Source organism: Syntrophotalea carbinolica DSM 2380 (genome assembly GCF_000012885.1).
Lineage (GTDB): Bacteria > Desulfobacterota > Desulfuromonadia > Desulfuromonadales > Syntrophotaleaceae > Syntrophotalea > Syntrophotalea carbinolica.
In genome coordinates, this window is the sequence record NC_007498.2 from 338079 (window position 1) to 360645 (window position 22567).

At 57.4% G+C, this 22567-nt stretch carries 19 protein-coding genes; 15 read left to right on the plus strand and 4 right to left on the minus strand.

Features of this window, described 5'->3' with window-relative positions:
- Positions 1–113: 113 nt before the first annotated feature.
- The 3 genes from PCAR_RS01995 to PCAR_RS02005 are packed head-to-tail and all read right to left on the minus strand — an operon-like array spanning position 114 to position 4381.
- On the minus strand, positions 114–1364 hold the full coding sequence (locus PCAR_RS01995; RefSeq protein ID WP_200858979.1) for a phospholipase D-like domain-containing protein: 1251 nt from the start codon (positions 1362–1364) through the stop codon (positions 114–116).
- Positions 1365–1403: 39 nt separating this feature from the next.
- A complete protein-coding gene (locus PCAR_RS02000) occupies positions 1404–2645 on the minus strand; it encodes a NupC/NupG family nucleoside CNT transporter (RefSeq protein ID WP_011339942.1) in 1242 nt (413 codons plus the stop codon).
- 44 nt (positions 2646–2689) lie between these two features.
- Entirely contained in the window at positions 2690–4381 is a 1692-nt protein-coding gene (locus PCAR_RS02005; protein WP_052643294.1) for a DUF445 family protein, read from the minus strand.
- Between the two features lie 276 nt (positions 4382–4657).
- Between PCAR_RS02005 and PCAR_RS02010 the strand changes: the two genes are divergently transcribed.
- Positions 4658–5152: a GNAT family N-acetyltransferase gene (locus PCAR_RS02010; protein ID WP_011339944.1), complete on the plus strand. Its 495-nt coding sequence runs from the start codon at positions 4658–4660 to the stop codon at positions 5150–5152.
- A 7-nt stretch (positions 5153–5159) separates the two neighbouring features.
- Positions 5160–6365: a M20 family metallopeptidase gene (locus PCAR_RS02015; RefSeq protein ID WP_011339945.1), complete on the plus strand. Its 1206-nt coding sequence runs from the start codon at positions 5160–5162 to the stop codon at positions 6363–6365.
- A gap of 86 nt (positions 6366–6451) precedes the next feature.
- Here PCAR_RS02015 and PCAR_RS02020 read toward each other — a convergent pair whose 3' ends face one another.
- On the minus strand, positions 6452–7447 hold the full coding sequence (locus PCAR_RS02020) for a sugar phosphate nucleotidyltransferase (RefSeq protein ID WP_011339946.1): 996 nt from the start codon (positions 7445–7447) through the stop codon (positions 6452–6454).
- Positions 7448–7604: 157 nt separating this feature from the next.
- Between PCAR_RS02020 and hslO the strand changes: the two genes are divergently transcribed.
- From hslO to PCAR_RS02075, 13 genes are all read left to right on the plus strand, one after another.
- On the plus strand, positions 7605–8471 hold the full coding sequence (gene hslO / locus PCAR_RS02025) for an Hsp33 family molecular chaperone HslO (protein ID WP_011339947.1): 867 nt from the start codon (positions 7605–7607) through the stop codon (positions 8469–8471).
- A 21-nt stretch (positions 8472–8492) separates the two neighbouring features.
- Entirely contained in the window at positions 8493–9527 is a 1035-nt protein-coding gene (mnmH, locus tag PCAR_RS02030) for a tRNA 2-selenouridine(34) synthase MnmH (protein ID WP_011339948.1), read from the plus strand.
- A 1430-nt stretch (positions 9528–10957) separates the two neighbouring features.
- A complete protein-coding gene (locus PCAR_RS02035; protein ID WP_011339949.1) occupies positions 10958–12433 on the plus strand; it encodes a DUF2779 domain-containing protein in 1476 nt (491 codons plus the stop codon).
- Positions 12434–12511: 78 nt separating this feature from the next.
- Positions 12512–13150 (plus strand): DUF6088 family protein, encoded by a 639-nt coding sequence (locus PCAR_RS02040; protein WP_011339950.1) that lies wholly within the window; start codon positions 12512–12514, stop codon positions 13148–13150.
- Positions 13119–14105, plus strand: a complete 987-nt coding sequence (locus PCAR_RS02045) for a nucleotidyl transferase AbiEii/AbiGii toxin family protein (RefSeq protein WP_011339951.1) — start codon at positions 13119–13121, stop codon at positions 14103–14105. The genes PCAR_RS02040 and PCAR_RS02045 overlap by 32 nt, the downstream gene beginning before the upstream one ends.
- A 94-nt stretch (positions 14106–14199) precedes the next feature.
- A complete protein-coding gene (locus PCAR_RS02050) occupies positions 14200–14682 on the plus strand; it encodes a hypothetical protein (RefSeq protein ID WP_011339952.1) in 483 nt (160 codons plus the stop codon).
- A 2-nt stretch (positions 14683–14684) separates the two neighbouring features.
- Complete coding sequence (locus PCAR_RS18730; RefSeq protein WP_158447393.1) at positions 14685–14855, plus strand: hypothetical protein; 171 nt, start codon at positions 14685–14687, stop codon at positions 14853–14855.
- A gap of 813 nt (positions 14856–15668) precedes the next feature.
- Positions 15669–16544 (plus strand): hypothetical protein, encoded by an 876-nt coding sequence (locus PCAR_RS02055; RefSeq protein WP_011339955.1) that lies wholly within the window; start codon positions 15669–15671, stop codon positions 16542–16544.
- Positions 16545–16818: 274 nt separating this feature from the next.
- Positions 16819–16980, plus strand: coding sequence for a hypothetical protein (locus PCAR_RS18540; protein ID WP_200858981.1), 162 nt, complete (start codon positions 16819–16821; stop codon positions 16978–16980).
- Between the two features lie 54 nt (positions 16981–17034).
- Positions 17035–17367 (plus strand): hypothetical protein, encoded by a 333-nt coding sequence (locus PCAR_RS02060; protein ID WP_011339957.1) that lies wholly within the window; start codon positions 17035–17037, stop codon positions 17365–17367.
- Between the two features lie 195 nt (positions 17368–17562).
- On the plus strand, positions 17563–18123 hold the full coding sequence (locus PCAR_RS02065) for a TetR/AcrR family transcriptional regulator (protein WP_011339958.1): 561 nt from the start codon (positions 17563–17565) through the stop codon (positions 18121–18123).
- An 85-nt stretch (positions 18124–18208) separates the two neighbouring features.
- Positions 18209–19393: an efflux RND transporter periplasmic adaptor subunit gene (locus tag PCAR_RS02070; RefSeq protein ID WP_011339959.1), complete on the plus strand. Its 1185-nt coding sequence runs from the start codon at positions 18209–18211 to the stop codon at positions 19391–19393.
- Positions 19394–19405: 12 nt separating this feature from the next.
- The gene (locus PCAR_RS02075; protein WP_011339960.1) at positions 19406–22567 is read left to right on the plus strand and encodes an efflux RND transporter permease subunit; all 3162 of its coding nucleotides are present in this window, start codon (positions 19406–19408) and stop codon (positions 22565–22567) included.

The window sequence follows — 22567 nt, forward strand, 5'->3', positions numbered from 1 at the left end:
ATCGATGATCATCGTTTGACGCGGTGGCTCTCTTTCACCCTTATGGGGAAAAGATCATAATTATTGAATCACCGCAGGGGCCTTGAGGCTTCTGTGGTGATTCAAGACGGCTCTTAAAGTTCCCGATCGAGATTCTGTCGAGTAACGTCACGATCACTGAACCATCCCAGAAAAGCCTGCACCTTTCCCCAGAACCATTCCCGCAGCCGTTTGCGCCAGGAACGCACCACCCAGTCCTCCAGCCGAATCTCCACGCTGCGGGCGAAGTCGGCTTCCAGCAAGCTCGCGGCTTGTTCGCTGAGGTCGACATCCTGCACTTCCTGATTGGCTTCCAGGTTCCAGCGGTAATTCCAGGCGTCCGCGTTGCTGGAACCGAGGCTCAGCCAGTCGTCGCACAGCAGCATTTTGAAATGGGTAAAACGCGGCTGGTATTCGAAAATCCGCACCCCGGCTTTCAGCAGACGGTGGTAGTAACGCCGCCCCATGTACCAGACCGCCGGATGATCACTCAAGGCGCCGGGCAGCAGCAGCCGCACGTCCCGGCCGCGGCGGGCACTGCGGCGCAGCACCTGACGCAATTTCCAGGACGGTACGAAATAAGCCGTTGCCAGCCACACCCTGCGTCGAGCCCGGCGGGTCTGGCGGACGTAGGAGCGCATGATTTCGGAACGGCCCTTGATGCCCCTCTGCACGGTGACGCGCCCCTGACAGCCATCGCTCTGCTGCCAGGCGCCGCCGGGAACCTCGGACAGCGCGCTGTTGGCCCAGCGGTTCCAGGTGCGCGCAAAAAGCGCCTGCCAGTCGGCCAGACAGGGACCACGGACTTCCAACATGACTTCATGCCACCAGGTGCCGGATTCGATACGCGGATCGAAGGAATCGATCAAGCCGGTGCCGCCGGTGAAGGCGATATTGCCATCGACGATGAGCAGTTTGCGGTGGTCCCGCAGCAGGTTGCTGCGCCAGCGGAAAAATCGCAGGGGGTTGTAAAAAGCAAGTTCCGCCCCGGCATCGGTGAGCCGTTTGCGGTCACTGCGGCGCAACCCCAGGGCGCCGTAGGCATCGAGCAGCACACACACCCGTACCCCGCGTTTTGCCGCTGCTCGCAGTTGCCTGAAAAAGCGCTCGGTGACCTGGCCCGATTCGCACAGGTACATCTCCACCAGTACATAGCGCCGCGCCTCCGCAATGGAGGCTTCCATGGCAGGGAAAAACCGGTCGCCATCGACCAGCAACCGGAAGCGGTTGCCGCTGCGCCAGGGAAAACGGTATTTACCATGGGAGGTTATCATCACGGCCTTTGCGTCGGGAGTATCGATTGTCGGGGCATAATTCGTACCGTCAGCGGAAGTAGCAGGTGCCACGCCGGTAACTCAAGCATACCCGACAATCCGGGAAGATGCTTACAACATGCCGATCACCGCGCCGGTCATACAGGTAGCCAGGGTGCCGGCCATGATCGATTTCAGCCCCAGATTTACGATTTCGCTGCGCCGTTCGGGAACCATGGTGCCCATGCCGCCGATCATGATGCCCAGCGAGCCGAAATTGGCGAAACCGCAGAGCGCATAGGCCAGGATCAGACGGCTGCGCTCCGACAGGGCGGCCGCCGGCAGTCGCGCCATGTCGAGGTAAGCCAGCAGTTCGTTGAGGATGACCTTGGTGCCGAGCAGACTGCCGGCCGTGGTGGCTTCCTGCCAGGGGATGCCGATGACCCAGGCCACGGGTGCCAGCAGCCAGCCGAGCAGCCGTTGCAGGGTCAAGGCCCGTCCGTCCATGGCGGGCAGCAGGCCCAGCAGTTCGTTGGCAAGGTAGACCAGCGCCACCAGCACGATGAGCATGGCCAGGATGTTCAGCCACAGTTTGAGCCCCTCGCTGGTTCCCCTGGTGACGGCATCCATGGCACTGTCAGCCGGTTCGAGGGTGGCCAGCCCGCCGTCCGTCGGGGGACCGTCGGGGGGGACCATGACCTGGGCAATGACGATCGCGGCCGGCGCGCTGATCAGCGACGCGATGAGAATATGCCCCAGGGCATCGGGAATGACATGCTGCAGGAAACCGGCATACAGCACCAGCATGGTGCCGGCAATGGTACTCATGCCGCAGGTCATGACCATAAACAGTTCGCTGCGGCTGAGGGTTTTAAGGTACGGGCGGATCAGCAACGGTGCCTCCACCATGCCGACGAAGATGTTGGCCGCTGCGCCGACCGCAACCGCACCGCCGATGGGCAGCACCCGCCGCAGCAGGCCCGACAGCAGCCGCACCACCAGCGGCAGAACGCGCCAATAAAACAGCAGTGCCGACAGGGCGCTCATGACCAGCACCAGGGGCAGGGAACGGAAACCGAGGATAAACGCGCTGCCGGGAGTCGTCTCGACAAAGGGCAGGGGGCCGCCGCCCAGATACCCGAAAACCAGCCCCGTGCCGGCGGCCGTGGCGCGATCCAGGGCCAGGAACAGTTGATTGAGAGACAGGAAAAAACCGCGAAAGCCCGGCAGTTTCAGCAACAGCAGGGCCAGCAGGATCTGAAAGGACAGCCCTGCCAGCAAGGTTTTAACCGGCAGCCGGCGACGATTTTCGCTGCACAGCCAGGCAATGATGATAAGCGCCAGCAAACCGAGCAGGCCCCGTACGACAAACATGAAAACACTCCCTTGCTAGGGTGATCTGGTTCCCGGATATGCGTTTAGAAACTCCCCATCACCAGCAGATTCACCGTACCGATAATGCCGCCGAGCAACGCGCCGAACAGATTGATGTATTTGAACTGCTCCTGCATGATGCCGAGCAACAGGCTTTCCACGGCCAGGATATCGAGGCTGTTGACTTTGTCCTCGACCATACGGCTGACATCCAGGGAGTCGACCAGCGGCGGAACTTCGCGGCTCAACAGCTGCACCAGCTGGGCATGGAGGCCATCTTCCAGTTCCTGGCGCACTTCGCTCGACATGCGTGCCGACAACCGTCCCAGGGGATGCTCAAACAGCCAGTTTTCAATCAGGACCGCCAGTTCCCTGTCAAGCGCGGCCTGCGCTGCCGGCGAACATATGGCCGTGCGCAGACGCTCGGTAAGGGCGCGCCGCGCCATGGGCATCCCGCCCGTAGGCAGCAGGTCCGTCAGCAATTCCCCCAGGGTGCGCTGGCGCAAGGGGTCGAGCATGCGGTCGAAGAGTGCCTCCAGGGATTTGCCGGCCGCTGCGCCACGCAGGGTCACCACCACCCGGGCCCGTACGAAACGCCGGATGCGGGCGATACGGCCGTAAGGCACCTTGCTCAGCAGGTCCGCCGGGGATTTTTCCAGCAGATCATCGAACCGTTCCCGTATCACCTCGGCGATGCGCCGGCGGGTCTGTTCCTCGGCCAGACAGCGGCCGATTTCGTCACCGGCCCGGTCGAGCAGGCCGGGCAGGTACTCGCTGATCTTCTCGGGGGTGAGAAACCCCGCCACCAGTCCGCCCATCATGCCCAGGGACTCGGTGAATCCGGCAATCGCTTCCTGGGCCCGTTCCGCCAGGCGCTGACGCACCTGCGGGTCCTGCAGCAATGTCAGCAGTCGCTCCATCAGCGGCGGCAACTCCCCTTCGATCCAGCGCTGCACGCCGTCGACCAGATCGTCCGGCACCAGTTCCCGCAACGGCTGCGACGATTCCAGCAGCTTCTGCAGCTGTTCATCCACCAGCTGGCCGGCCTGGCGACCGACCTTGTCGGATTGCAGCCAGGCGACGGCTTTGCGCCGTACATGGCGTTCCAGGGCGTTACGCTGCAGTGTGCCCAGCAGGCTGGCCGGTTCCCGTGCCAGCAGGGCATCGCTTTTTTCCTGCAGCCAGGCTTCCAGGCGGGCTTTAAATGCCGGGCTTTCCAGATATTCGAACAGACCCCGAACCGCTTTCCATCGCAGTGTTTCGGTCAGTTCCTGGAACCGCTCCTTGAACTTGTCCGGCACCAGGTCACACAGTGGGCCGAGTTCCTTGTCGAGCAATCCGCCGAGTTTACCCGCCACCGCCTGGCGCAATTCGAGCTGAAAACTTTCCCGCTGCAGCGCCTGCGCCACCTCGTCGGAGGTCACCAGATGGCTGCCGACCATATCGCCGATGCGGCGCGCCAGTTCCTCCCGTTTGGACGGAATGATGCCGGGTGTCAAGGGCACCCGCACGCCGAAAATCCGCCAGGCACGCAGCGGCCGGAAAAGCATGCGGATGGCGATATAATTGGTAACGTATCCGATCATCGCCCCCAGCAGGGGCGGGGCCAGATAGGGTAAAGTTTTGAGCAACGCTTCGGACATGAGCACCTCGCGGAATTCGATAGGAAGGACCGGCTGCTTGTGGCCCGGCCGCTGGTTATCATAACGATAATATAACGGCCGTGCAAGCTCCACAAACCGCTCGATTTGTTAAACTTTTGCTGGACGGCCATAGACTGTGACTGGTGATTAGTAATTAGTGACTGGTTGTTTCTGCATGAATCCCGTTTGACCTCCACCTGATGCTCAAACTGGCAGGGTGGGGGCGGTAGCGCGTATCGAATAAATGCAGCAGTAAGGAGTTTTTTACCCATCACCAGTCACTAATCACTTATCACTAATCACCGGGTTGGAAAAAGTCCCTGGCCGTAAAACCCAAACGATACGATCAACAGACAAGGAACGCACCCTATGACCTCACAGGATGTATCGGCGCAAAACAAGCTCTGCGTTCGCGAAATGACCATCGACGATCTGCCCGAGGTGTTTCATATCGGCGAGGAAGTGTTTACCGCCGAATTTTCTCCGACCCTGTACCGGACCTGGGACGAGTACGAAATCACCACGCTGTTCAACTCCGACACCGAACTCTGTCTGGTGGCCGAGTGGGAGGATCGCATCGTCGGATTCGCCCTCGGTACGACGGTGGAAAAGCAGCGCGGCCCGTGGAAATACGGCTATCTGGTGTGGCTCGGTGTGCGTCCGAATGTGCAAAAGGCCAAGGTTGGCCAGGGCCTGTTTCGCGAGCTGCGCCGCCGCATGCATGACCAGGGTGTGCGTATGATCATCGTCGATACCGCGGCCGACAATGAGGCGGCCATCTCTTTTTTCCGTAAGCAGGGGTTCGGGAACCCGCGCGAACACGTCTATCTGAGCCTCAATTTGACCCGCCCGCGCAAAAAATAGGAGAGCCATGGTGACACGTTGGGAAACCTTGCGTTCGCACCTGCGTCGCGACCGTTTGCATCGATTGTTGTGGGAGATGGTGGAGATCTATTCCCCCTCGGGTAAGGAGGAGGATATTCAGCTGTTTCTCGAAAAAACCCTGCAGGATGCGGGTTTGACCGTGTATCGGGAGCCCCTTGACGAGACCCGCTTCAATTTGCGTTGCGTGCTGGGGGCTGGCGAACCCGATTTTTACCTGGTGGGGCATGTGGATACCGTGGCCGACTGGGATCTTCAGGAAACGGGGCCGCGTCAGCAGGGTGGCACCTTCCACGGGCTCGGCAGCGCCGATATGAAAGCCGGTTGCGCGGCCATGGTCGAAGCTTTTTTGACCCTGGCCGAAAACCTGCCTGCCGAACAGCAGCCGTCGGTGGGGCTGCTGTTGGTGGTGGGCGAAGAAGAGGACGGTGCCGGCAGTCTGGCTTTTCTCGCCGAACGCCGGCCCGCCTGGGTGGTCATCGGCGAGCCGACCGGCCTGCAGGCCTGCTGCGCGCATTACGGCTACGTGGAGGTGGTGCTGACCACCAGCGGGCGGCGCAGTCATTCCTGCCTGCCGGAGCAGGGCCACAATGCCGTGGAGTCGATGCTGCGCGTGTTGCTGCAGCTGGGCCGCATACCGCTGCTGCGCAAGCCTGACAGCGGTCTGGTCTACTCCATCCGCGAAATGAATTCATCCCAGGCCGGTTTCGTGGTGCCGGATCGCTGTGAGACGTGGATCGATCTGCACCTGGCACCGACTCTCGATCTCGACCGGACCATCGCGACTTTGCGGCGGCGCCTCGACGTGGCCCGTCGGCATATCCCCGGACTCGAACTCGAGGTGGAGATTCCCTGGGCGAGTCGCAGTTACGATCTCGGCAGCGACCATTGGCCGGGGCACGCTCTGGCAGAGCTGTATCCCCGTCTGGCACGGCCACTGGCGTTTACCGCCTTTCGTTCCCACTCCGACGGTAACCTGTTTTATGAAAAAGGCACCCGGCCTTTACTGCTGGGGCCCGGTTCGCTGGAGACCGCCCATACCTGGGACGAGCAGGTACCGCTGGAAGAGGTCGACCTGGCGGCGGCCATCTATCTGGGGTTGTGCCTGGCCGCACCGGGGCCGCGCGATGGGTCCCTGTTGTTTGGGGGGAATGAGGGTACGGATGATCCGGAGGGGCGGCAGTCGTTTGCATAGCCGCCAGGGGGACGGCCGGTTAGCCGATCCCGCGGGTGAAAAAAGACCCGCCCCTTGCCAAAGTGCAGGGGGCGGGTCGTTGTATATCAGCTGTCCATTTCGATCAGCGAGTCGTCGCCGATATTCATGCGCCGCGGCGAACCGGCCAGACGCACGCCGTTGCCGAGAATGCTGAAACGCAGATTGGCGTCTTTGACCTGGCAGTCGGCATTGACGATGGAGTCGCGGACGATGCTGGCCTCGACGGTCGTGCCGGTGGCCAGGGAGACATAGGGGCCGATAATGCTGCCGCGTACCGTCACGCCGTCGGCGATAAAGACCGGCGGGATGACCACGGTGTCGATGAGGTCGCCCTGGCAGCTGTGGCGTTCTTCCAGCAGGTAACGGTTGGTTTCGAGCAGGGTCTCGGGTTTGCCGCAGTCGAGCCAGGCATCGATTTCCGGCGCGCGGAAGCGCAGGCCGTCGTTGACCATGCGCATAAACACCGCCGGCAGGTAAAATTCGCCTTTGACCGTGTCGCCGGCCTGGATGGCCTGATCGAGATACTGCATGAAACGGTTGGCATCCTTGAGGTAGTACAGCCCCACCTGGGCCAGGCGCGAGACCGGCGTGTCGGGTTTTTCCACCATGTCGACGATGATGCCGTTGCGGATCACGTTAACGCCGAAGCGCTGATAATCCTCGACTTCCTTCGAATAGATCAAACCGTCGGCTTCCGCGCACAGTTCCGGAATGCGGGTCAGATCGGTGACGAAGATGGTGTCGTTGAAGACCACCAGCACATCGTCGCCCTCGGCAATGCGGGGGTCGGCCAGAGCTACGGCGTGGGCCGGTCCGAGACGATCCTTCTGTACGATGTAGCTGCAGTTCAGGTCGGGAAAGACGCGTTTCATAAACGCTTCGATCTGCTGTCCATTTTCATCGGTGATAAAAATCAACTCGTCGGCGGCCAGCACCTTGAGACGTTCGATGATATGTTCCAGAACCGTTTTACCCGCCACCTGCACCAGGGATTTGGCGCGCGTGTGGGTGTGTGGGCGCAGTCGCGTGCCTTTGCCCGCCACCGGCAGAATGATTTTCATGCTATCCTCCGTGAATATGAAGTCTTGTCAGAACCGGGCCATTTCCGGTAGCATGAGCCCGCTATCGTGCAAGACTATAACCGCATTGTCCTCTCCGGGCAAGTTTTCCCATGCGATACCGGCCTGTCGCCGGCACGCATACCCATAAGGAAGCATCATGAAGGATCATCTCGTCCGCGTTGCCACCCAGGACGGCACCTTGCGTGCCACCGCTGCCGTTACCACCGAACTGGTCGATGCCATCTGCCGGCGCCAGGGCACCGATCCCACCGCCAGCGTCGCCCTGGGGCGCCTGGTCACCGGCACGGCCCTCATGGGCAGTCTGCTCAAAGGCGACCAACGCCTGGCATTGATGATCGAAGGCAACGGGCCGGTCAAAAAACTGCACGCCGAGACCGACGCCCTGGGGCAGGTGCGCGGCTCGGTCAAGGAGCCGATCTCCGGCATCGCCCCCACCGAAACAGGCTTTGACGTGCCGGCTGCCATCGGCCGGGCCGGTTTTCTGCATGTCGTCAAGGACCTCGGTCTCAAGGAACCCTATCGCGGCATGGTGCAGCTCTACAGCAGCGAGGTTGCCGAGGATCTGGCCTATTATCTGACCTCCTCCGAGCAGGTGCCCTCCACCGTCGCCCTGGGGGTCTATCTGGAAAAAGACGGCCGCATCTCCGCCGCCGGCGGCCTTCTGGTGCAGGCCCTGCCCGAGGGCGAAGAGGCCCTTATCGCGCTGCTTGAGGAGCGCCTCGTGGCCCTGCCGCCGATCACCACGTTGCTGCGCGACGGCAAAGGCCCCCGGCAGATTATCGAGGAGCTGTTTGCCGGCATCCCCCTGGGGCGCAACGAAGAGACGCCGCTGGTGTTCCGTTGCACCTGCAGTCGTTCCCAGGTGCTGGGTATGCTCAAGACCCTCGGTGAGGAGGAGTTGAAGGATATGGCCGCCAAGGACGAGCAGACCAGCGTGGTTTGCGAATTCTGCAAGGAGCGTTACAGCTTCAGCTCCGACGAAATCAAAGCTCTGATCGCGTAAAGACAGGATAGCATCCCCATCATGAGCCAACGGCCGTACACTCCCGAACTTTTTTTGCAGCAGGCAACCCGACATCCGGTATTCGATGTCCGTACTCCTTCCGAGTTCCGCAAGGGCCATATTCCCGGTGCCCGGAACCTGCCGCTGTTTTCCGATGAAGAAAGACACGAAATCGGCCTGCTGTACAAACAGCAGGGCCGGGAGCCGGCGGTGCTGCGCGGATTGGAGATGGTCGGACCGCGCCTGACGGAATATATCCGGCAGGTTCAGGCCGTCACCGATTCCAGACAGGTTCTGGTGCATTGCTGGCGCGGCGGCATGCGCAGCGCATCGCTGGCCTGGCTGTTGGGCCAGGTCGGGTATCGGGTCGGATTGCTCCAGGGGGGCTACAAGGCTTATCGCAAGTGCGTCCTGGCGGACTACGAGAAGCCTTTGCAACTGCTGGTGCTCGGGGGTATGACCGGTAGCGGTAAAACCGAGATTCTGCATAGTCTGCAACAACGGGGGCAGCAGGTTCTCGATCTCGAAGGTTTGGCCTGCCACCGGGGGTCGGCCTTCGGCGCGCTGGACGATGTCGAGCAACCGACCACCGAACAGTTCGAAAACGATGTCCACGCCGTGCTGCAGACCCTGCAGCCTGAGCAACCGATCTGGGTCGAAGACGAGAGCCGCAGGATCGGTAGCGTGATCGTCAATGATGGTCTGTTCAGACAGATGCGCAATGCGCCTCTGGTGTGTATCCATGTGTCGCGCGAAGCCCGGGTCGAACGTCTCTGCAACGACTACGGCAGTGTTTCGCCGGAAAAACTGGCCGGTGCGGTCAGCAATATCAGCAAGCGCCTCGGTGGGGAAAAAACCCGTCTCGCCCTGCAGGCCATCGCTGATGGCGATTATGCCACCGCCACCCATGCGGTGCTCGATTACTACGACAAAACCTACCTGTACGGCATTTCCAAGAGAAACCCGGACCGCGTCATGGATCTTGATCCCACCCCCGAATCTCCGGGCGCTATTGCCGCGGCGTTGGGTAAAATTGCGCGGGATGTGCAATTGTAGGGTCGGCATTGGATAAAACCAACACCGTGGGGTTGCGCCTCTGCTTGGGATCGGCGAATTTGGAGTGTAAAGTCTCAGTACTTCTACTTCAAGACCGCGGGGTCGCGCCCCCGCACGGCGCCTTACTCTTTTTGCTTGCCCAAATAGAGTAAGCAGAAAAAGGGCACCCCGCTCCTGGCCCGCCTGCGGCGGGTACCCTTCACTACGCCACCGACGGGCGGGCGGACGGGATTCGCTGCGCTCAGTCGTCCGCCTGTTTCGCCCGCCGGCTGCTTCGTTCCGGCTGCGTCACAAGGGGAGTAACGGCAAACGGCGCAGCAGCTTTAATTGTCAGATGCGCCATTTCGCGAAATCAAGTTGAAGTAACGGTTTTAGCTCTTTACACCAACTGCAACTTCAAGACCGCGGGGTCGCGCCCCCGCGCGGCGCCTTACTCTTTTTGCTTGCCCAAATAGAGTAAGCAGAAAAAGGGCACCCCGCTCCTGGCCCGCCTGCGGCGGGTACCCTCCACTACGCCACCGACGGGCGGGCGGACGGGATTCGCTGCGCTCAGTCGTCCGCCTGTTTCGCCCGCCGGCTGCTTCGTTCCGGCTGCGTCACAAGGGGAGTAACGGCAAACGGCGCAGCAGCTTTAATTGCCAGATGCGCCATTTCGCGAAATCAAGTTGAAGTAATGGTTTTAGCTCTTTACATCAAATGCAACTTCAAGACCGCGGGGTCGCGCCCCCCGCGCGGCGCCTTACTCTTTTTGCTTGCCCAAATAGAGTAAGCAGAAAAAGGGCACCCCGCTCCTGGCCCGCCTGCGGCGGGTACCCTCCACTACGCCACCGACGGGCGGGCGGACGGGATTCGCTGCGCTCAGTCGTCCGCCTGTTTCGCCCGCCGGCTGCTTCGTTCCGGCTGCGTCACAAGGGGAGTAACGGCAAACGGCGCAGCAGCTTTAATTGCCAGATGCGCCATTTCGCGAAATCAAGTTGAAGTAACGGTTTTAGCTCTTTACACCAACTGCAACTTCAAGACCGCGGGGTCGCGCCCCCGCGCGGCGCCTTACTCTCTTTTCACACCAAAAGAGAGTAAGCAGAGAACGGCACCCCGCTCCTGGCCCGCCTGCGGCGGGTACCCTACACTGCGCAACCGTCGGACGGGCGGACGGGATTCGCTGCGCTCAGTCGTCCGCCTGTTTCGCCCGCCGGTGGCTTCGTTTCGGCAGTGTCACAAGGGGAAGATGGCCATAGACCGAAAATGTATTTATCTAATCACCAATTACCAGTTACCAATCACTGGTTTTTCTTGTCCTTTGAACCTTGAACCTTGAACCGCCCCCTCGTTTTTCGATCGTGTGAAATCGCTAAATATGGTGGTCAACCGGCCTCCCTTGTGCCATCATAACAACCTGTTCATGGGGTGTTATCAGCTGCGGGGAGGGCAGGATGGGTTCAGGTCTCAGCAAGTCATTGATCCTTAAAGGTCTGCAGTGCCACAAGGCGCTGTGGCTGGCCAAAAATCCTCCCGATTTTACCCTTCCCGAAAAGCCGGAGCTGCAGGCTAAATTCGATCTCGGTACCGAGGTCGGCATCCTCGCCCAGCAGCTTTTTCCCGGCGGTACCGAGGTGCCTTTCGAGGGGCTGTCCTTTTCCGAGCAGCTGGCCCGCACCCGGCAACTCATCGCCAGCGGCGCGCAGGTCATTTACGAAGCGACCTTTTCCTTCTCCGCCATTTTCGTCAAGGTTGATATCCTGGTGCGCGATGGCGATGCCTGGCAGATCCACGAGGTCAAGATGGGCACCTCGGTCAAGGATGTCAATCTCGACGACGTGGCCGTGCAGCAGTATGTGCTCAACGGTTGCGGCCTGTCCGTCTCCAAGTGCTTTCTGGTGCATATCGATAACAGCTATGTGCGCCAGGGAGACATCGAGGTCGACAAGCTGTTCGCCAGCGAGGATGTCAGTCTCAAGGTTCTGGCGCGTCTGCAGGGTATGCCGGCCACCGTCGAGGAATTACGTGCGACTTTGCGCGGCGGGGGCGAACCTCCGGTCGACATCGGCCCGCACTGCAAAGACCCCTACGAATGCGATTACATTCCCTATTGTTGGCAACATATTCCCGAAGATTCGATTTTTGATCTGCGCGGCCTCGGTGTCGATAAGTTCGAGCTTTACCGGCGCGGGATCATCCGCCTTGCCGATGTGTCGCTGGATGAACTCAACCCCGCCCAGCGGCAGCAGGCCGAGGCAACTCTGAACCGTCAGGATGCGATCAACCTGCCTCAGGTCAAAAACTTTCTCGACAGCCTCTGGTACCCGCTTTGCCATCTCGATTTCGAAACCTTCGATACCCCGATCCCGCCTTTCGACGGCGTCCGCCCGTATCAGAAGGTGCCTTTTCAGTATTCGCTGCATATCCAAACGGAAGCGGGTGCCGAACCGCAGCACTTTGAATATCTGGCCCCGCCCAATATCGATCCGCGCCGTGAGTTGATTGAACATCTGCTCGCTGCCATTCCCGCCGATGCCTGTGTTTTGACCTATAATCAGGCTTTTGAGAAGAGCGTCTTGCGGGAACTAGCCGCACTGTTCCCCGATCTGGCCGAGGCTATCGAAAAGCGGGTGGCCAACGTGCGCGACCTGATGCTGCCGTTCAAGAAGCGATACATCTATCGTTGGCCGATGCGCGGTTCCTATTCGATCAAGGAGGTGCTGCCGGCCATGGTGCCGGAGCTTTCCTACGAAGGGCTGGATATCGCCAACGGCATGGCGGCGATGCAGGCTTATCATGAGATGTGTGCGCTTGAGGATTCGGTGGCGCTTGCGGAGTTGCGGCGGGCGATGCTTGCGTATTGCCAATTGGATACGTTGGCGATGGTGCGGATTTTGGAGGAGTTGGAGAAACCAGGCCTTGTACGGTAAAAAAATCTTCCCGATTCGCTCTGGAATATTTCTAGAAAAAGATGTATATTTTTCTAGAAGTAAATCCGGAGGGATTTCATGCAAAGTATCAATAATAAATTACTTTATAGAATATACGGGCACGGGAGGGGTTGGGTCTTTTTCCCCAATGAATTTGTTGGCAGTTTTAACCGGAGACAGATCGATAACGCTCTGTCCGATCTAGCTGAAGAAGGAAAAATTCGCCGGATTTGTCGGGGAATGTACGATTACCCCAAATACAGCGAGCTGCTGGGCAAGACCTTGAGCCCCGATTTCGACCAAGTGGCCCAGGCTTTTGCCCGCAAATTCAACTGGCGCATTCAGCCTGGTGGTGATGCCGCATTGAACCTGCTAGGCCTGTCGACCCAAGTTCCGGGAAAATACGTATATCTTTCCGATGGCCCCAACCGCTCTTACGCTATTGGCGCCTATAAACTGGAATTCAAAAAAACAGCGCTCAAAGACATTGGCTTCAAATATAGAGAAAGCGGCATCATCGTTCAGGCACTTAAAACCCTGGGCAAGGAAAGGATTACGCCGGAGATTCTTGAAAAAATCCGCAACGAAATTGTCTTGAAGATGTGCCCCAAAATTCTGAAAGACACCAAAACGGTCACCGGCTGGGTCTACGAGTGCATCAAGGAGATTTGCCGGGAGGGAGAAAATGGACAAGATCGCGACAATATCGGCGGCTGAACGAAGCGAACTCTTTTCCGAGACGGCGATATCCCGTGGCATGACGGCAGCGATTGTGGAAAAGGATTTTTGGGTTACCTGGACCTTGGACAAACTCTTCGCCCACCCGCCCCTGGCGCATGTCCTTATGTTCAAAGGCGGCACAAGCCTTTCCAAGGTCTTCGGTTTGATTGAACGCTTCTCGGAAGACATCGACCTGATTCTGGACTGGACCATTTTGACCGGTGAAAACCCTGAGGCCGCACGTTCCAAATCAAAGCAGGAAAAACTGAACAGAGCCATTAATGAGCAGGCCCAGGCCTTTATCGCCGGAGAACTGCTGCCAATGGTGACTGAGTGCATCGCGCCAATCTGTCAGTGCGAGGTCGACAGAGCGGACCCCCATGTTTTGAATATCCGTTACCCGGGCGCTTTTTCTGACACCTATCTACGCCCCGAGGTGCGGCTGGAGATCGGCCCCCTGGCTTCCTGGCTGCCTTTCAGCGAATATATGATCCGACCATATGCCGCTGAAGCCTTCCCCGCCGTCTTTGAGCGAGTCGAATGTCAAGTGAAGGCGATCAGGGCTGAGCGCACCTTCTGGGAAAAAGCGACCATTCTGCATCACGAAGCCAATCGCCCGGGAGGGAGCGCCCAGCCACCGCGAAATTCCCGGCACTACTACGACCTGGCCAAAATGGCCACATCCTCTGTCAGGGAGCTTGCCCTGGCCAACCTGGACTTGCTTGCAGGGGTCGTCGAGTTCAAGCAACGATTCTATCCGCGCGGGTGGGCCAGGTATGATCTGGCAAAGCCTGGAACGTTGCGACTCGTGCCGGATGGACATGTGCTAGCGGCGGTGCAGGCTGATTATCGCGAAATGAAGAACATGATTTTCGGTGAATACTTAACGGTAGAGGAGATTCTGGCCAGGTTGCAGAGCCTGGAAAGCGAAATAAATGGGATGTCTTCATGATCAATGCCCTTTAAAACCGATGCGGGCAATCCTGTAGCTGCACTGACCATCCTGATCAAAATGGCCCGTGGCTGTTACTCAGATGGAGGGATAGATGCAACAAAGAAAATTTCTGGTAAGGCTCGTCCGTCCGGTTTTCGAGGTCGCGGTAGTGGAGGTAGAGGCCGAGAGCGAAGAAATGGCGGAAGTCGTTGCTTTGAGCCAAAGTGCTGTCATTGAAGATAAACATTGGATCGGCGCCTTCGAGCCCGGCAGCTATAGCTGCGAGGCGCAATATGTGGTCTCGGCAGATGAGATGGAAGACGACTTCATTTTCTCTGAAATCGAGAACGAACGGAAGTATGGGTTGCTTAAAGCGAACCTTGATTCCGGTGAAGGCCGTATACTACTTCAACCCTGGATGGAGAAGGTTGACGACCTGATGTCAGCAGACCTCTGCATGGATTGGGGTAATGATCTTGAATCGCTACGCCAAGAGGGAGCAGATAATTACTTCGACAAGCTGAGAGATCTTAACGCGCCGAAAGGGGTTCGCTCGGCAAAAATTATTCCATTTCACCGGCCAGAAAAGGAATAAGCGTGAGAGGTACTCGCTATGGTGCGGATTTTGGAAAAGTTGGGGGAATTGTTGCGATGTTTAAAAAGCCCGCTCCGGAAAAGGAGCGGGCTTTGACGTATGTACCGGAAATTGATTTTTATGGAAATTGGTCGAAGGTTAGAGCAATCAGCGGTGCTTTTTTTTGCCGATAATGGATGAGTATTCCTTGGGGAAAAACTTGCGCAGACATCTGGGGCAAATACCGTGACTTTCGCCGCTTAGATTAGCATCCCACCCGATTTTTGATTGGCACCAACTGCAGACTTTAAACATGACAGCCTCCCCTCGATGCGGTATGCACTGTGTCATCGACAATTCACTAACGAGCCGTTATCACTGTTGTTTTTAAAATATTAACCAAATGAGCCGGTATTGCAAGGGGAACGGAAAGTATACGCAAAAATTTCCTTCCTGCGAAAATCAGGGACACCCTCCCTCCTGTTTTTCTCTTTCTCTTGTTCCTGATCCCGCCATTGCGTCGCGCAACAGTTTCAAGTCCGTCAAACCCTCCGCAAGATGCTGGATAACGGCCCCTTTTTGTTTTTTCATAACAGCCTCAGCGGTTGTCTTTTTCCTCGAACTGAAAAAAGTACTTGTCCAACCCCATTGCATATGTTAATCGTATTATAGTGTTTTTCATATAAATAAAGTGAACCAGAGGTTTGAGGCGTTTGCCACACCCATGCAGCCTGTTCCTTACCGATGTGCATATGGTTCACTTTTACCAAAACCTGAGGGATATCCTTCACAGCAAGTCCGTCATCGTTTCCCTGGCGGCCCGGTAAGCAGTAGCGGAGCTCTTCCTCCCTTGAGCTTTTTTTACTACATGCGAAAGCAGTTCATAGAGTCTTCAGCCTCTATGCTTCTTTTTAGAAGCCCCTCCTTAACTGCTGCTGTAAATCGGGCCGCAATTTTTATCATCATCCGATCTCTGCAAACCGTTAACTTTATGGAGTAACCGACTTATGCGAAAGATCTTTGCCAGCTTGCCTTATCTGCTATTGTTCAGTCTGCTTGCGGTCACGGCGGTGCACGCCGAAGATCGTTATTTCCCCTATGTGCTGGCATCGCAGGAAGCCGCTACAGTCGCCGACAAAGCGGACGCTGTCAAACAAGCCCTGATGGCCGGCGGTTTCGAGATTGCCGGCGAATATGCTCCCTATGCGGGCGCGCATATTCTCGTTGTCACCAGCGCCGATCTGAAAAAGGCCGCCACCGCTTCCGATTTCGGCGGTTACGGTGCGGGAGTGCGGGTCGCCTTGACCCAGGTAAGCGACCAGGTGCAGATCGCTTATACCAACCCCTTTTATATGCAGCACATCTATCGCATGAAGGAAGATCTGTCCGGAGTGGCCGCCGCCTTGGAAAAGGCTCTCGGTAAACAAAAAGACTTCGGGATGCAAGAAGGGTTGACCGCCAGGAAGCTGAGTGAATACCACTATATGTTCGGCATGCCGTATTTCGATGACCATATCGAACTGCTCGCCTATGCCGATCATCAAAGTGCTCTCGACAAGGTGGAAAGCGGCCTTGCTGACAGCGAGGCGGTGAGTAAAGTGTACCGCATCGATATTCCGGGCAAACAAGAGTCGGTGTTCGGCGTGGCAATCATCGAAGGCAAGGGCGCCGACAAAACCGTGATGGCCGCCACCGACACCGGCGATTTGCGCCATACCCCGCATTTGCCTTACGAACTGCTGGTCTCCGGCAACAAAGCCTATATCCTGCACGGCAAATTCCGTATCGCGCAAAGCTTCCCGGACCTGGGCATGGGGACTTTCATGAAAATCTCCGGCGCGCCCAACGCCATCGAAGAGACCATTAAAGAAGCTATCCAATAAATTTAGACGGATTTGACAAGATAGTAAAATCCCCGCCTCCGGGCGGGGATTTTGTGTTTTTGGTGGCGAAATGGCGACTGGTTCGGGGGCCTTCCATGATAAGTAAAGTCAAGGGGGAGACGGAGATTTCCCTTATGATAATCCTTGGCCATGGCGGATGGGCCGACGGTGTGTTGAAAAATTTCACAGGGAGTCCAATCCGGTTGACTGTAAGGGGAATGTCTCCCTGAATTTTTTTAGGAAGGATGCGCAAATGGAGTATGTGTTGTAGTCTTTGGCTGTGATGCTGGTGCTGTCGGGTATTGCCGGGATGATCTTGCCGGCCGCGAGCCGGGCCGGGCTCGGTGCGTTTCTCGGCTTGATCCTGGGCACGGCGGCCAAAATGGCTCTGGCTTTTGCCATGGTCGGGATTTTTCTGGCGGTGCGGCTGTTTTGAGGATAGAGAATTCAGGGGGATTCTGGCCGTCTCAACAAAATCAGGGAGAGAAAAATGAGGACTTTAACTATCGGCATTTTGTTCGCCATCTGCTTCGGTCAAGTGGCCTTCGCGGATACCACCTATATTTGCACCCGTGGCGATATGGAACGCAGGATCGAGGTCGTTTACCTGGGCGCAGATACGGTGCCCTGTGAAGTTCGCTATACCAGAAACGGCACGACCGAGGTGCTGTGGAGCGCCCAGGCCGAGGAAGGTTATTGTGAGGCCCGGGCTGCTGAATTTGTAGAGAAACAACGAGGTTGGGGATGGGAATGCGTCGAGAGCGCAGCGGATATGAGTGCGTCATCTGCCCCGGATATGCCCGAAGAGCAGGGTGTTGAATAGTTTTAATCGCCTGACCTTTCCTTTCCGATGCTGTAGAGTTTGAGGAAAATTTTCCTGTCCTCAGGATTTTATTTGTCATGAGGAGCCGAAGTGCGCATAAGGGCAGTGTCTCCGGTATTTCCGATGCATCGATTTGTCTTGACAGTCGGGTTTTTAATATGGAATGATTGACCGGTCAGTCAATGTGAGGAGTATATGAAAAAAATAGCCGACAAACGATCCGCTCTTCTTCGTGCCGCTTTGGATCTTTTTGCCGAAAATGGTTTCAATGCCTCGCCCACATCCCTTATCGCCAAGCGGGCCGGGGTCGCCAGCGGCACCCTGTTTGTGCATTTCAAGAACAAAGAGGGGCTGATCCGCGAACTTTACAAAGAAGTGTCTGCGCAACTGGATGATCTGGTATGGAACAATTCCGAGGACCTGCCTTTCAGGGAGCGTTTTCTCTCCGCTTTTTCTCAGTATCTCCGCTTCTTCCTGGCCCACCCGAAAGAATTCAGGTTCGGTGAGCAATACTATTTCTCGCCATTTTGCGATTCGGAGAGCGATACAACCGGAGACAATCAAAAGGTTCGCGAGCTTCTGCTTCAGGCCCGAGAACAGAAAGTGATCAAGGATTTACCGCTGGTGGTTCTTGAGTCCATCGCCTTCGGACCCATCGTTTCTTTGGCCAAGGAACATGCTATTCGAGCCATTCCTGTTGATGAGAAAATGATCGAGCAGATCGTTCAGGCTTGTTGGGACGGGTTGCAAAGTTAAATTTTTTTATCGACAAAAATGACTGACTGGTCAGTTTTGTCGATGTTTGAATAGCGCTTCTTTAACTTTTTCAAAGAGGAATGAAATGAAAACCCAAATGCAAGTTACCCCAGGTATTGTGGTTTTGCTTGTCTTGATCTTGGTAATAAGCGGCTGTGGCAAAGATACCAACGCGAGCGTATCGCCAAGAAAGCCCCCCGAAGTCGGAATAATGGTGGTGCAGCCGCAAAAGGTGACGCTGACCACGGAGCTTCCGGGACGTACCGCCGCTCATCTGATTGCCGAAGTCAGGCCGCAGGTGGGAGGGATCATTCAGAAACGTCTGTTTGTCGAAGGTTCCGATGTCAAGGAGGGACAGATCCTTTACCAGATAGATCCGGCCCGGTACCGGGAAGCTTACCATCGCGCTACAGCGACCTTGGCTGAGGCCAGAGCGAATCTTACCACCGTGCGGCTGCGCGAGGAACGTTATCGTGAACTGGTGAAAATCAATGCGGTCAGCCGGCAGGACTACGACGACACCAAGGCGGCCCTCAAACAGGCGGAGGCGAAGGTCGAAGCCGCCAGGGCGGACCAGGAAACCGCGCGTATCAATTTGGACTATACCGGGGTAAAAGCCCCGATCTCAGGGCGAATCGGTCGTTCCGCCGTTACCACCGGCGCCTTGGTGACAGCAAGTCAGGCTGCACCCCTGGCCGTCATTCAGCAACTGGATCCGATCTATGTCGATGTCACCCAGTCGAGTGCTGAGATGCTGCGTATGAAATTGAATCTTGCCAGTGGGATGTTAAAGAGCAGCGGGCCGGAGCAGGCCAGGGTTCGCCTTGTACTGGAAGACGGTACCCCGTATCCGCTGCCGGGAAGGCTTAGATTCTCCGAAGTTTCCGTTGAGGAGAGCACCGGATCGGTGACCCTGCGAAATATGTTTCCCAATCCGGACAAACTGTTGCTTCCGGGGATGTTTGTCCGTGCCGTGTTGGAAGAGGGCATAAACGAAAACGCTATCCTGGTGCCGCAAAGGGGGGTCACCCGTAACCCGGGCGGCGAGGCAATCGTTATGGTTGCCAGCGCCGAAAACACCGTGGAACAGCGGGTCATCAAGGTTTCTCGAACCGTTGGCGACCGTTGGCTGGTGACCGAGGGGCTTGCGGCCGGCGACCGCATCATTCTGGAAGGGATTCAAAAGGCCCCTGTGGGAACGGTCGTGACTCCCGTCCTTTTCAGGGGCGAGTCTGAACTGACCACCCCCGCGCTAGCGGCAAATCGATAGAGGAGTTGTTTCATGGCAAGGTTTTTTATCAATCGTCCCATCTTTGCCTGGGTGGTGGCCATTCTTATTATGCTGGCAGGTTCTCTGGCGATTCTCACCATGCCTATCGCCCAATACCCGCCTATCGCGATGCCCGAAATCCAGGTTCAGGCCCGTTATCCGGGGGCCTCCGCGCAGACCCTGCAGGATGCCGTCACCCAGATCATCGAACAGAAGATGACCGGCATCGACAACCTTCTCTACATGACCTCCAGCAGCGACTCAACGGGGCAGGCGACGATTACCCTGACCTTCAGCAATGCCACCGACCCGAACATGGCCCAGGTGCAGGTGCAGAACAAGCTGTCACTCGCCACCCCTCTGCTGCCGCAGGTCGTGCAAAGACAAGGTATTTCGGTCACCAAGTCGACGAATAACTATCTGCTGATCATGGGGCTTGTTTCGGAAGACGCCTCCATGGGCCGCTATGAAGTCGCAGACTACATGGAGTCGAACATCAAGGACGCGCTCGCGCGGCTGCCGGGCGTCGGTGAGCTGGAAATGTTCGATACCCAGCACGCCATGCGCGTATGGCTTGATCCGGACAAACTGAATAACTATCGGCTGACGCCCACCGATGTGGCTTCGGCCATTCAATCCCAGAACGCGGAAGTCTCGGCCGGAGAGTTCGGAGGATTGCCGGCCCATCAGGGGCAGCAACTCAACGCCACCATAACCGTGCGCAACTATATGCAGACCCCGGAAGAGTTCGGGTCGATCATTCTGCGCACCAACAGCGACGGTTCCAACGTCTATCTGCGGGATGTGGCCGAGGTCAAGGTGGGGGCCGAGCGCTACGACTCCCGCTCTCGCTACAACGGCAAACCGGCGTCGGCCATGGGTATCAAACTTGCCACCGGTGCCAACGCTCTTGATACAGCCGATCAGGTCAAAGCCAAAATGGCGGAATTGTCGAAATATTTTCCGTCGGGCCTAAAAGTCGTTTACTCCTACGACACCACGCCTTTTACCAAGATTTCCATCAAAACGGTGGTCCATACCCTGCTCGAGGCGATTGTCCTGGTCTTTCTGGTGATGTTTCTTTTTCTGCAGAACTTCCGGGCGACGCTGATTCCGACATTGGCCGTGCCGGTGGTTCTGCTCGGCACCTTCGGCGTATTGGCGGCAACCGGCTTTTCCATCAACACCTTGACCATGTTCGCCATGGTGCTGGCTATCGGCCTGCTGGTGGACGACGCCATCGTCGTGGTCGAAAACGTCGAGCGCATCATGAGTGCCGAGGGATTGTCGCCGCGCGAGGCCACCATCAAATCGATGAAGGAGATTACCGGCGCCCTGTGGGGGATTGCCATCGTGCTGTCGGCGGTTTTCGTCCCGATGTTCTTCTTCAGCGGATCGGCCGGCATCATTTATCGCCAATTCTCCATCACCATCGTTACCGCCATGCTCCTGTCGGTCCTGGTTGCCATGATTTTTACTCCGGCTCTGTGCGCCACGCTTTTGAAACCGGTGGCCAGGGGACATGATGTGTCCGAAAGAAGTGTTTTTTTTCGCTTTTTCCGAGGGTTCAACCATTGGTTTGATCGCGGGTCCGGGGGCTATCGCACAATCGTCGGCCGCATGATCGGAAAACCGAATCGGTATATGTTGATTTATTTATCTATCGTCGTTGTCATGGGCGGGCTCTTCTGGTGGATGCCGACCGGGTTTCTTCCCGATGAGGACCAAGGCATCATGTTCGTCCAGTATCAGCTGCCGGCTGGTGCGGTGGAAGAGCGGTCTCTGGAGGTCGCCAAACAGATAGAAGACTATTTTCTCAAGGAAGAGGCGGTGGATTCCGTTATGACGGTTACCGGTTTCAGTTTTGCCGGCCGTGGGCAGAACATGGGCTTCGGTTTCGTCAAACTCAAGGATTGGGCTTTGCGTAAGAAGCCGGAACTGCGTGCACAGGCGGTGGCCAACCGGGCTACAAAAGCCTTTTCCACCATCAGGGACGGCATTGCTTTCGCTTTTCTGCCGCCGCCGGCCACCGAACTGGGCAATGCCACCGGTTTCGATGTTCGGCTGGTCGACCGGGGTGGGCTGGGTCATGACAAGCTCATGGCCGCCCGCGATCAGCTCCTGGGCCTGTCCCAAGGGAATCCGGCTCTGACCAAAGTGCGCCCTAACGGCATGGATGATACGCCCATGTTCAAAATCGATCTGGATGATAACCGGGCCGGAGCCAGTAAGGTCGAACTTGGCGATGTCAACGATATTATCAACACCGCCTGGGGGAGCCTCTACGTCAACGATTATATCGAGAACGGCCGGGTGAAGAAGGTTTACCTGCAGTCTGCGGCGAATTTCAGGATGCTCCCCGAGGATATCGGCAGATGGTATGTGCGCAATACCGCCGGAGATATGGTGCCGTTTTCCGCCTTCGCGACGGCCCGTTGGATCTATGGATCCCCGCGTTTGGAACGCTACAACGGTTTGCCCGCCGTAGAAATTCTGGGAGAGCCGGCGTCCGGCGAGAGTTCCGGTACGGCCATGAAAGAGATAGAGAAGATGGCGGCACAGTTGCCTGCGGCGATCGGCTGCGAATGGACAGGACTTTCTTTCCAGGAACGGGCCGCCGGTGCCCAGACCATGTTTCTTTACGCCACATCTCTGGTCGTTGTGTTTCTTTGCCTGGCGGCTCTCTACGAAAGTTGGGCCATCCCCGCATCGGTCATGCTCGTCGTACCGCTGGGGGTTGTCGGTGCCTTGTTGGCGGCCTCGGCCCGCGGTTTTTCCAACGATGTCTATTTTCAGATAGCCATTCTGACGACCATAGGTCTTTCCGCCAAGAACGCCATCCTGATCGTGGAATTCGCCAAGGAGAGGATGCATTTCGGCATGGGGCTGCTGGAGGCAACGGTGGAAGCCGCCCAACTGCGCCTGCGGCCGATCCTGATGACCTCCCTCGCGTTCTTTTTCGGGGTGCTGCCCATGGCTCTGAGCAAAGGGGCCGGTTCCGGAGCCCAGAACTCTATCGGAACCGGTCTGGTGGGCGGCATTATCTCCGGCACCCTGCTGGCGATATTTTTTGTGCCGGTGTTCTTTGTCGTTGTTCGAAAGGTCTTTCCTATCCGCGAGCGAGAGACAATCGCCGCAACAGTTTCGGAAGAACCCGCCGTGGAGACGTATTAA

What these genes read in the sequence shown, in the direction of transcription:
- PCAR_RS02000 (WP_011339942.1), bottom strand. Translation starts at nt 2,645, where the DNA reads ATGTTTGTCGTACGGGGCCTGCTCGGTTTGCTGGCGCTTATCATCATT.
- PCAR_RS02010 (WP_011339944.1), top strand. Translation starts at nt 4,658, where the DNA reads ATGACCTCACAGGATGTATCGGCGCAAAACAAGCTCTGCGTTCGCGAA.
- PCAR_RS02015 (WP_011339945.1), top strand. Translation starts at nt 5,160, where the DNA reads ATGGTGACACGTTGGGAAACCTTGCGTTCGCACCTGCGTCGCGACCGT.
- PCAR_RS02020 (WP_011339946.1), bottom strand. Translation starts at nt 7,447, where the DNA reads ATGAAAATCATTCTGCCGGTGGCGGGCAAAGGCACGCGACTGCGCCCA.
- hslO (WP_011339947.1), top strand. Translation starts at nt 7,605, where the DNA reads ATGAAGGATCATCTCGTCCGCGTTGCCACCCAGGACGGCACCTTGCGT.
- mnmH (WP_011339948.1), top strand. Translation starts at nt 8,493, where the DNA reads ATGAGCCAACGGCCGTACACTCCCGAACTTTTTTTGCAGCAGGCAACC.
- PCAR_RS02035 (WP_011339949.1), top strand. Translation starts at nt 10,958, where the DNA reads ATGGGTTCAGGTCTCAGCAAGTCATTGATCCTTAAAGGTCTGCAGTGC.
- PCAR_RS02040 (WP_011339950.1), top strand. Translation starts at nt 12,512, where the DNA reads ATGCAAAGTATCAATAATAAATTACTTTATAGAATATACGGGCACGGG.
- PCAR_RS02045 (WP_011339951.1), top strand. Translation starts at nt 13,119, where the DNA reads ATGGACAAGATCGCGACAATATCGGCGGCTGAACGAAGCGAACTCTTT.
- PCAR_RS02050 (WP_011339952.1), top strand. Translation starts at nt 14,200, where the DNA reads ATGCAACAAAGAAAATTTCTGGTAAGGCTCGTCCGTCCGGTTTTCGAG.
- PCAR_RS02055 (WP_011339955.1), top strand. Translation starts at nt 15,669, where the DNA reads ATGCGAAAGATCTTTGCCAGCTTGCCTTATCTGCTATTGTTCAGTCTG.
- PCAR_RS02060 (WP_011339957.1), top strand. Translation starts at nt 17,035, where the DNA reads ATGAGGACTTTAACTATCGGCATTTTGTTCGCCATCTGCTTCGGTCAA.
- PCAR_RS02065 (WP_011339958.1), top strand. Translation starts at nt 17,563, where the DNA reads ATGAAAAAAATAGCCGACAAACGATCCGCTCTTCTTCGTGCCGCTTTG.
- PCAR_RS02070 (WP_011339959.1), top strand. Translation starts at nt 18,209, where the DNA reads ATGAAAACCCAAATGCAAGTTACCCCAGGTATTGTGGTTTTGCTTGTC.
- PCAR_RS02075 (WP_011339960.1), top strand. Translation starts at nt 19,406, where the DNA reads ATGGCAAGGTTTTTTATCAATCGTCCCATCTTTGCCTGGGTGGTGGCC.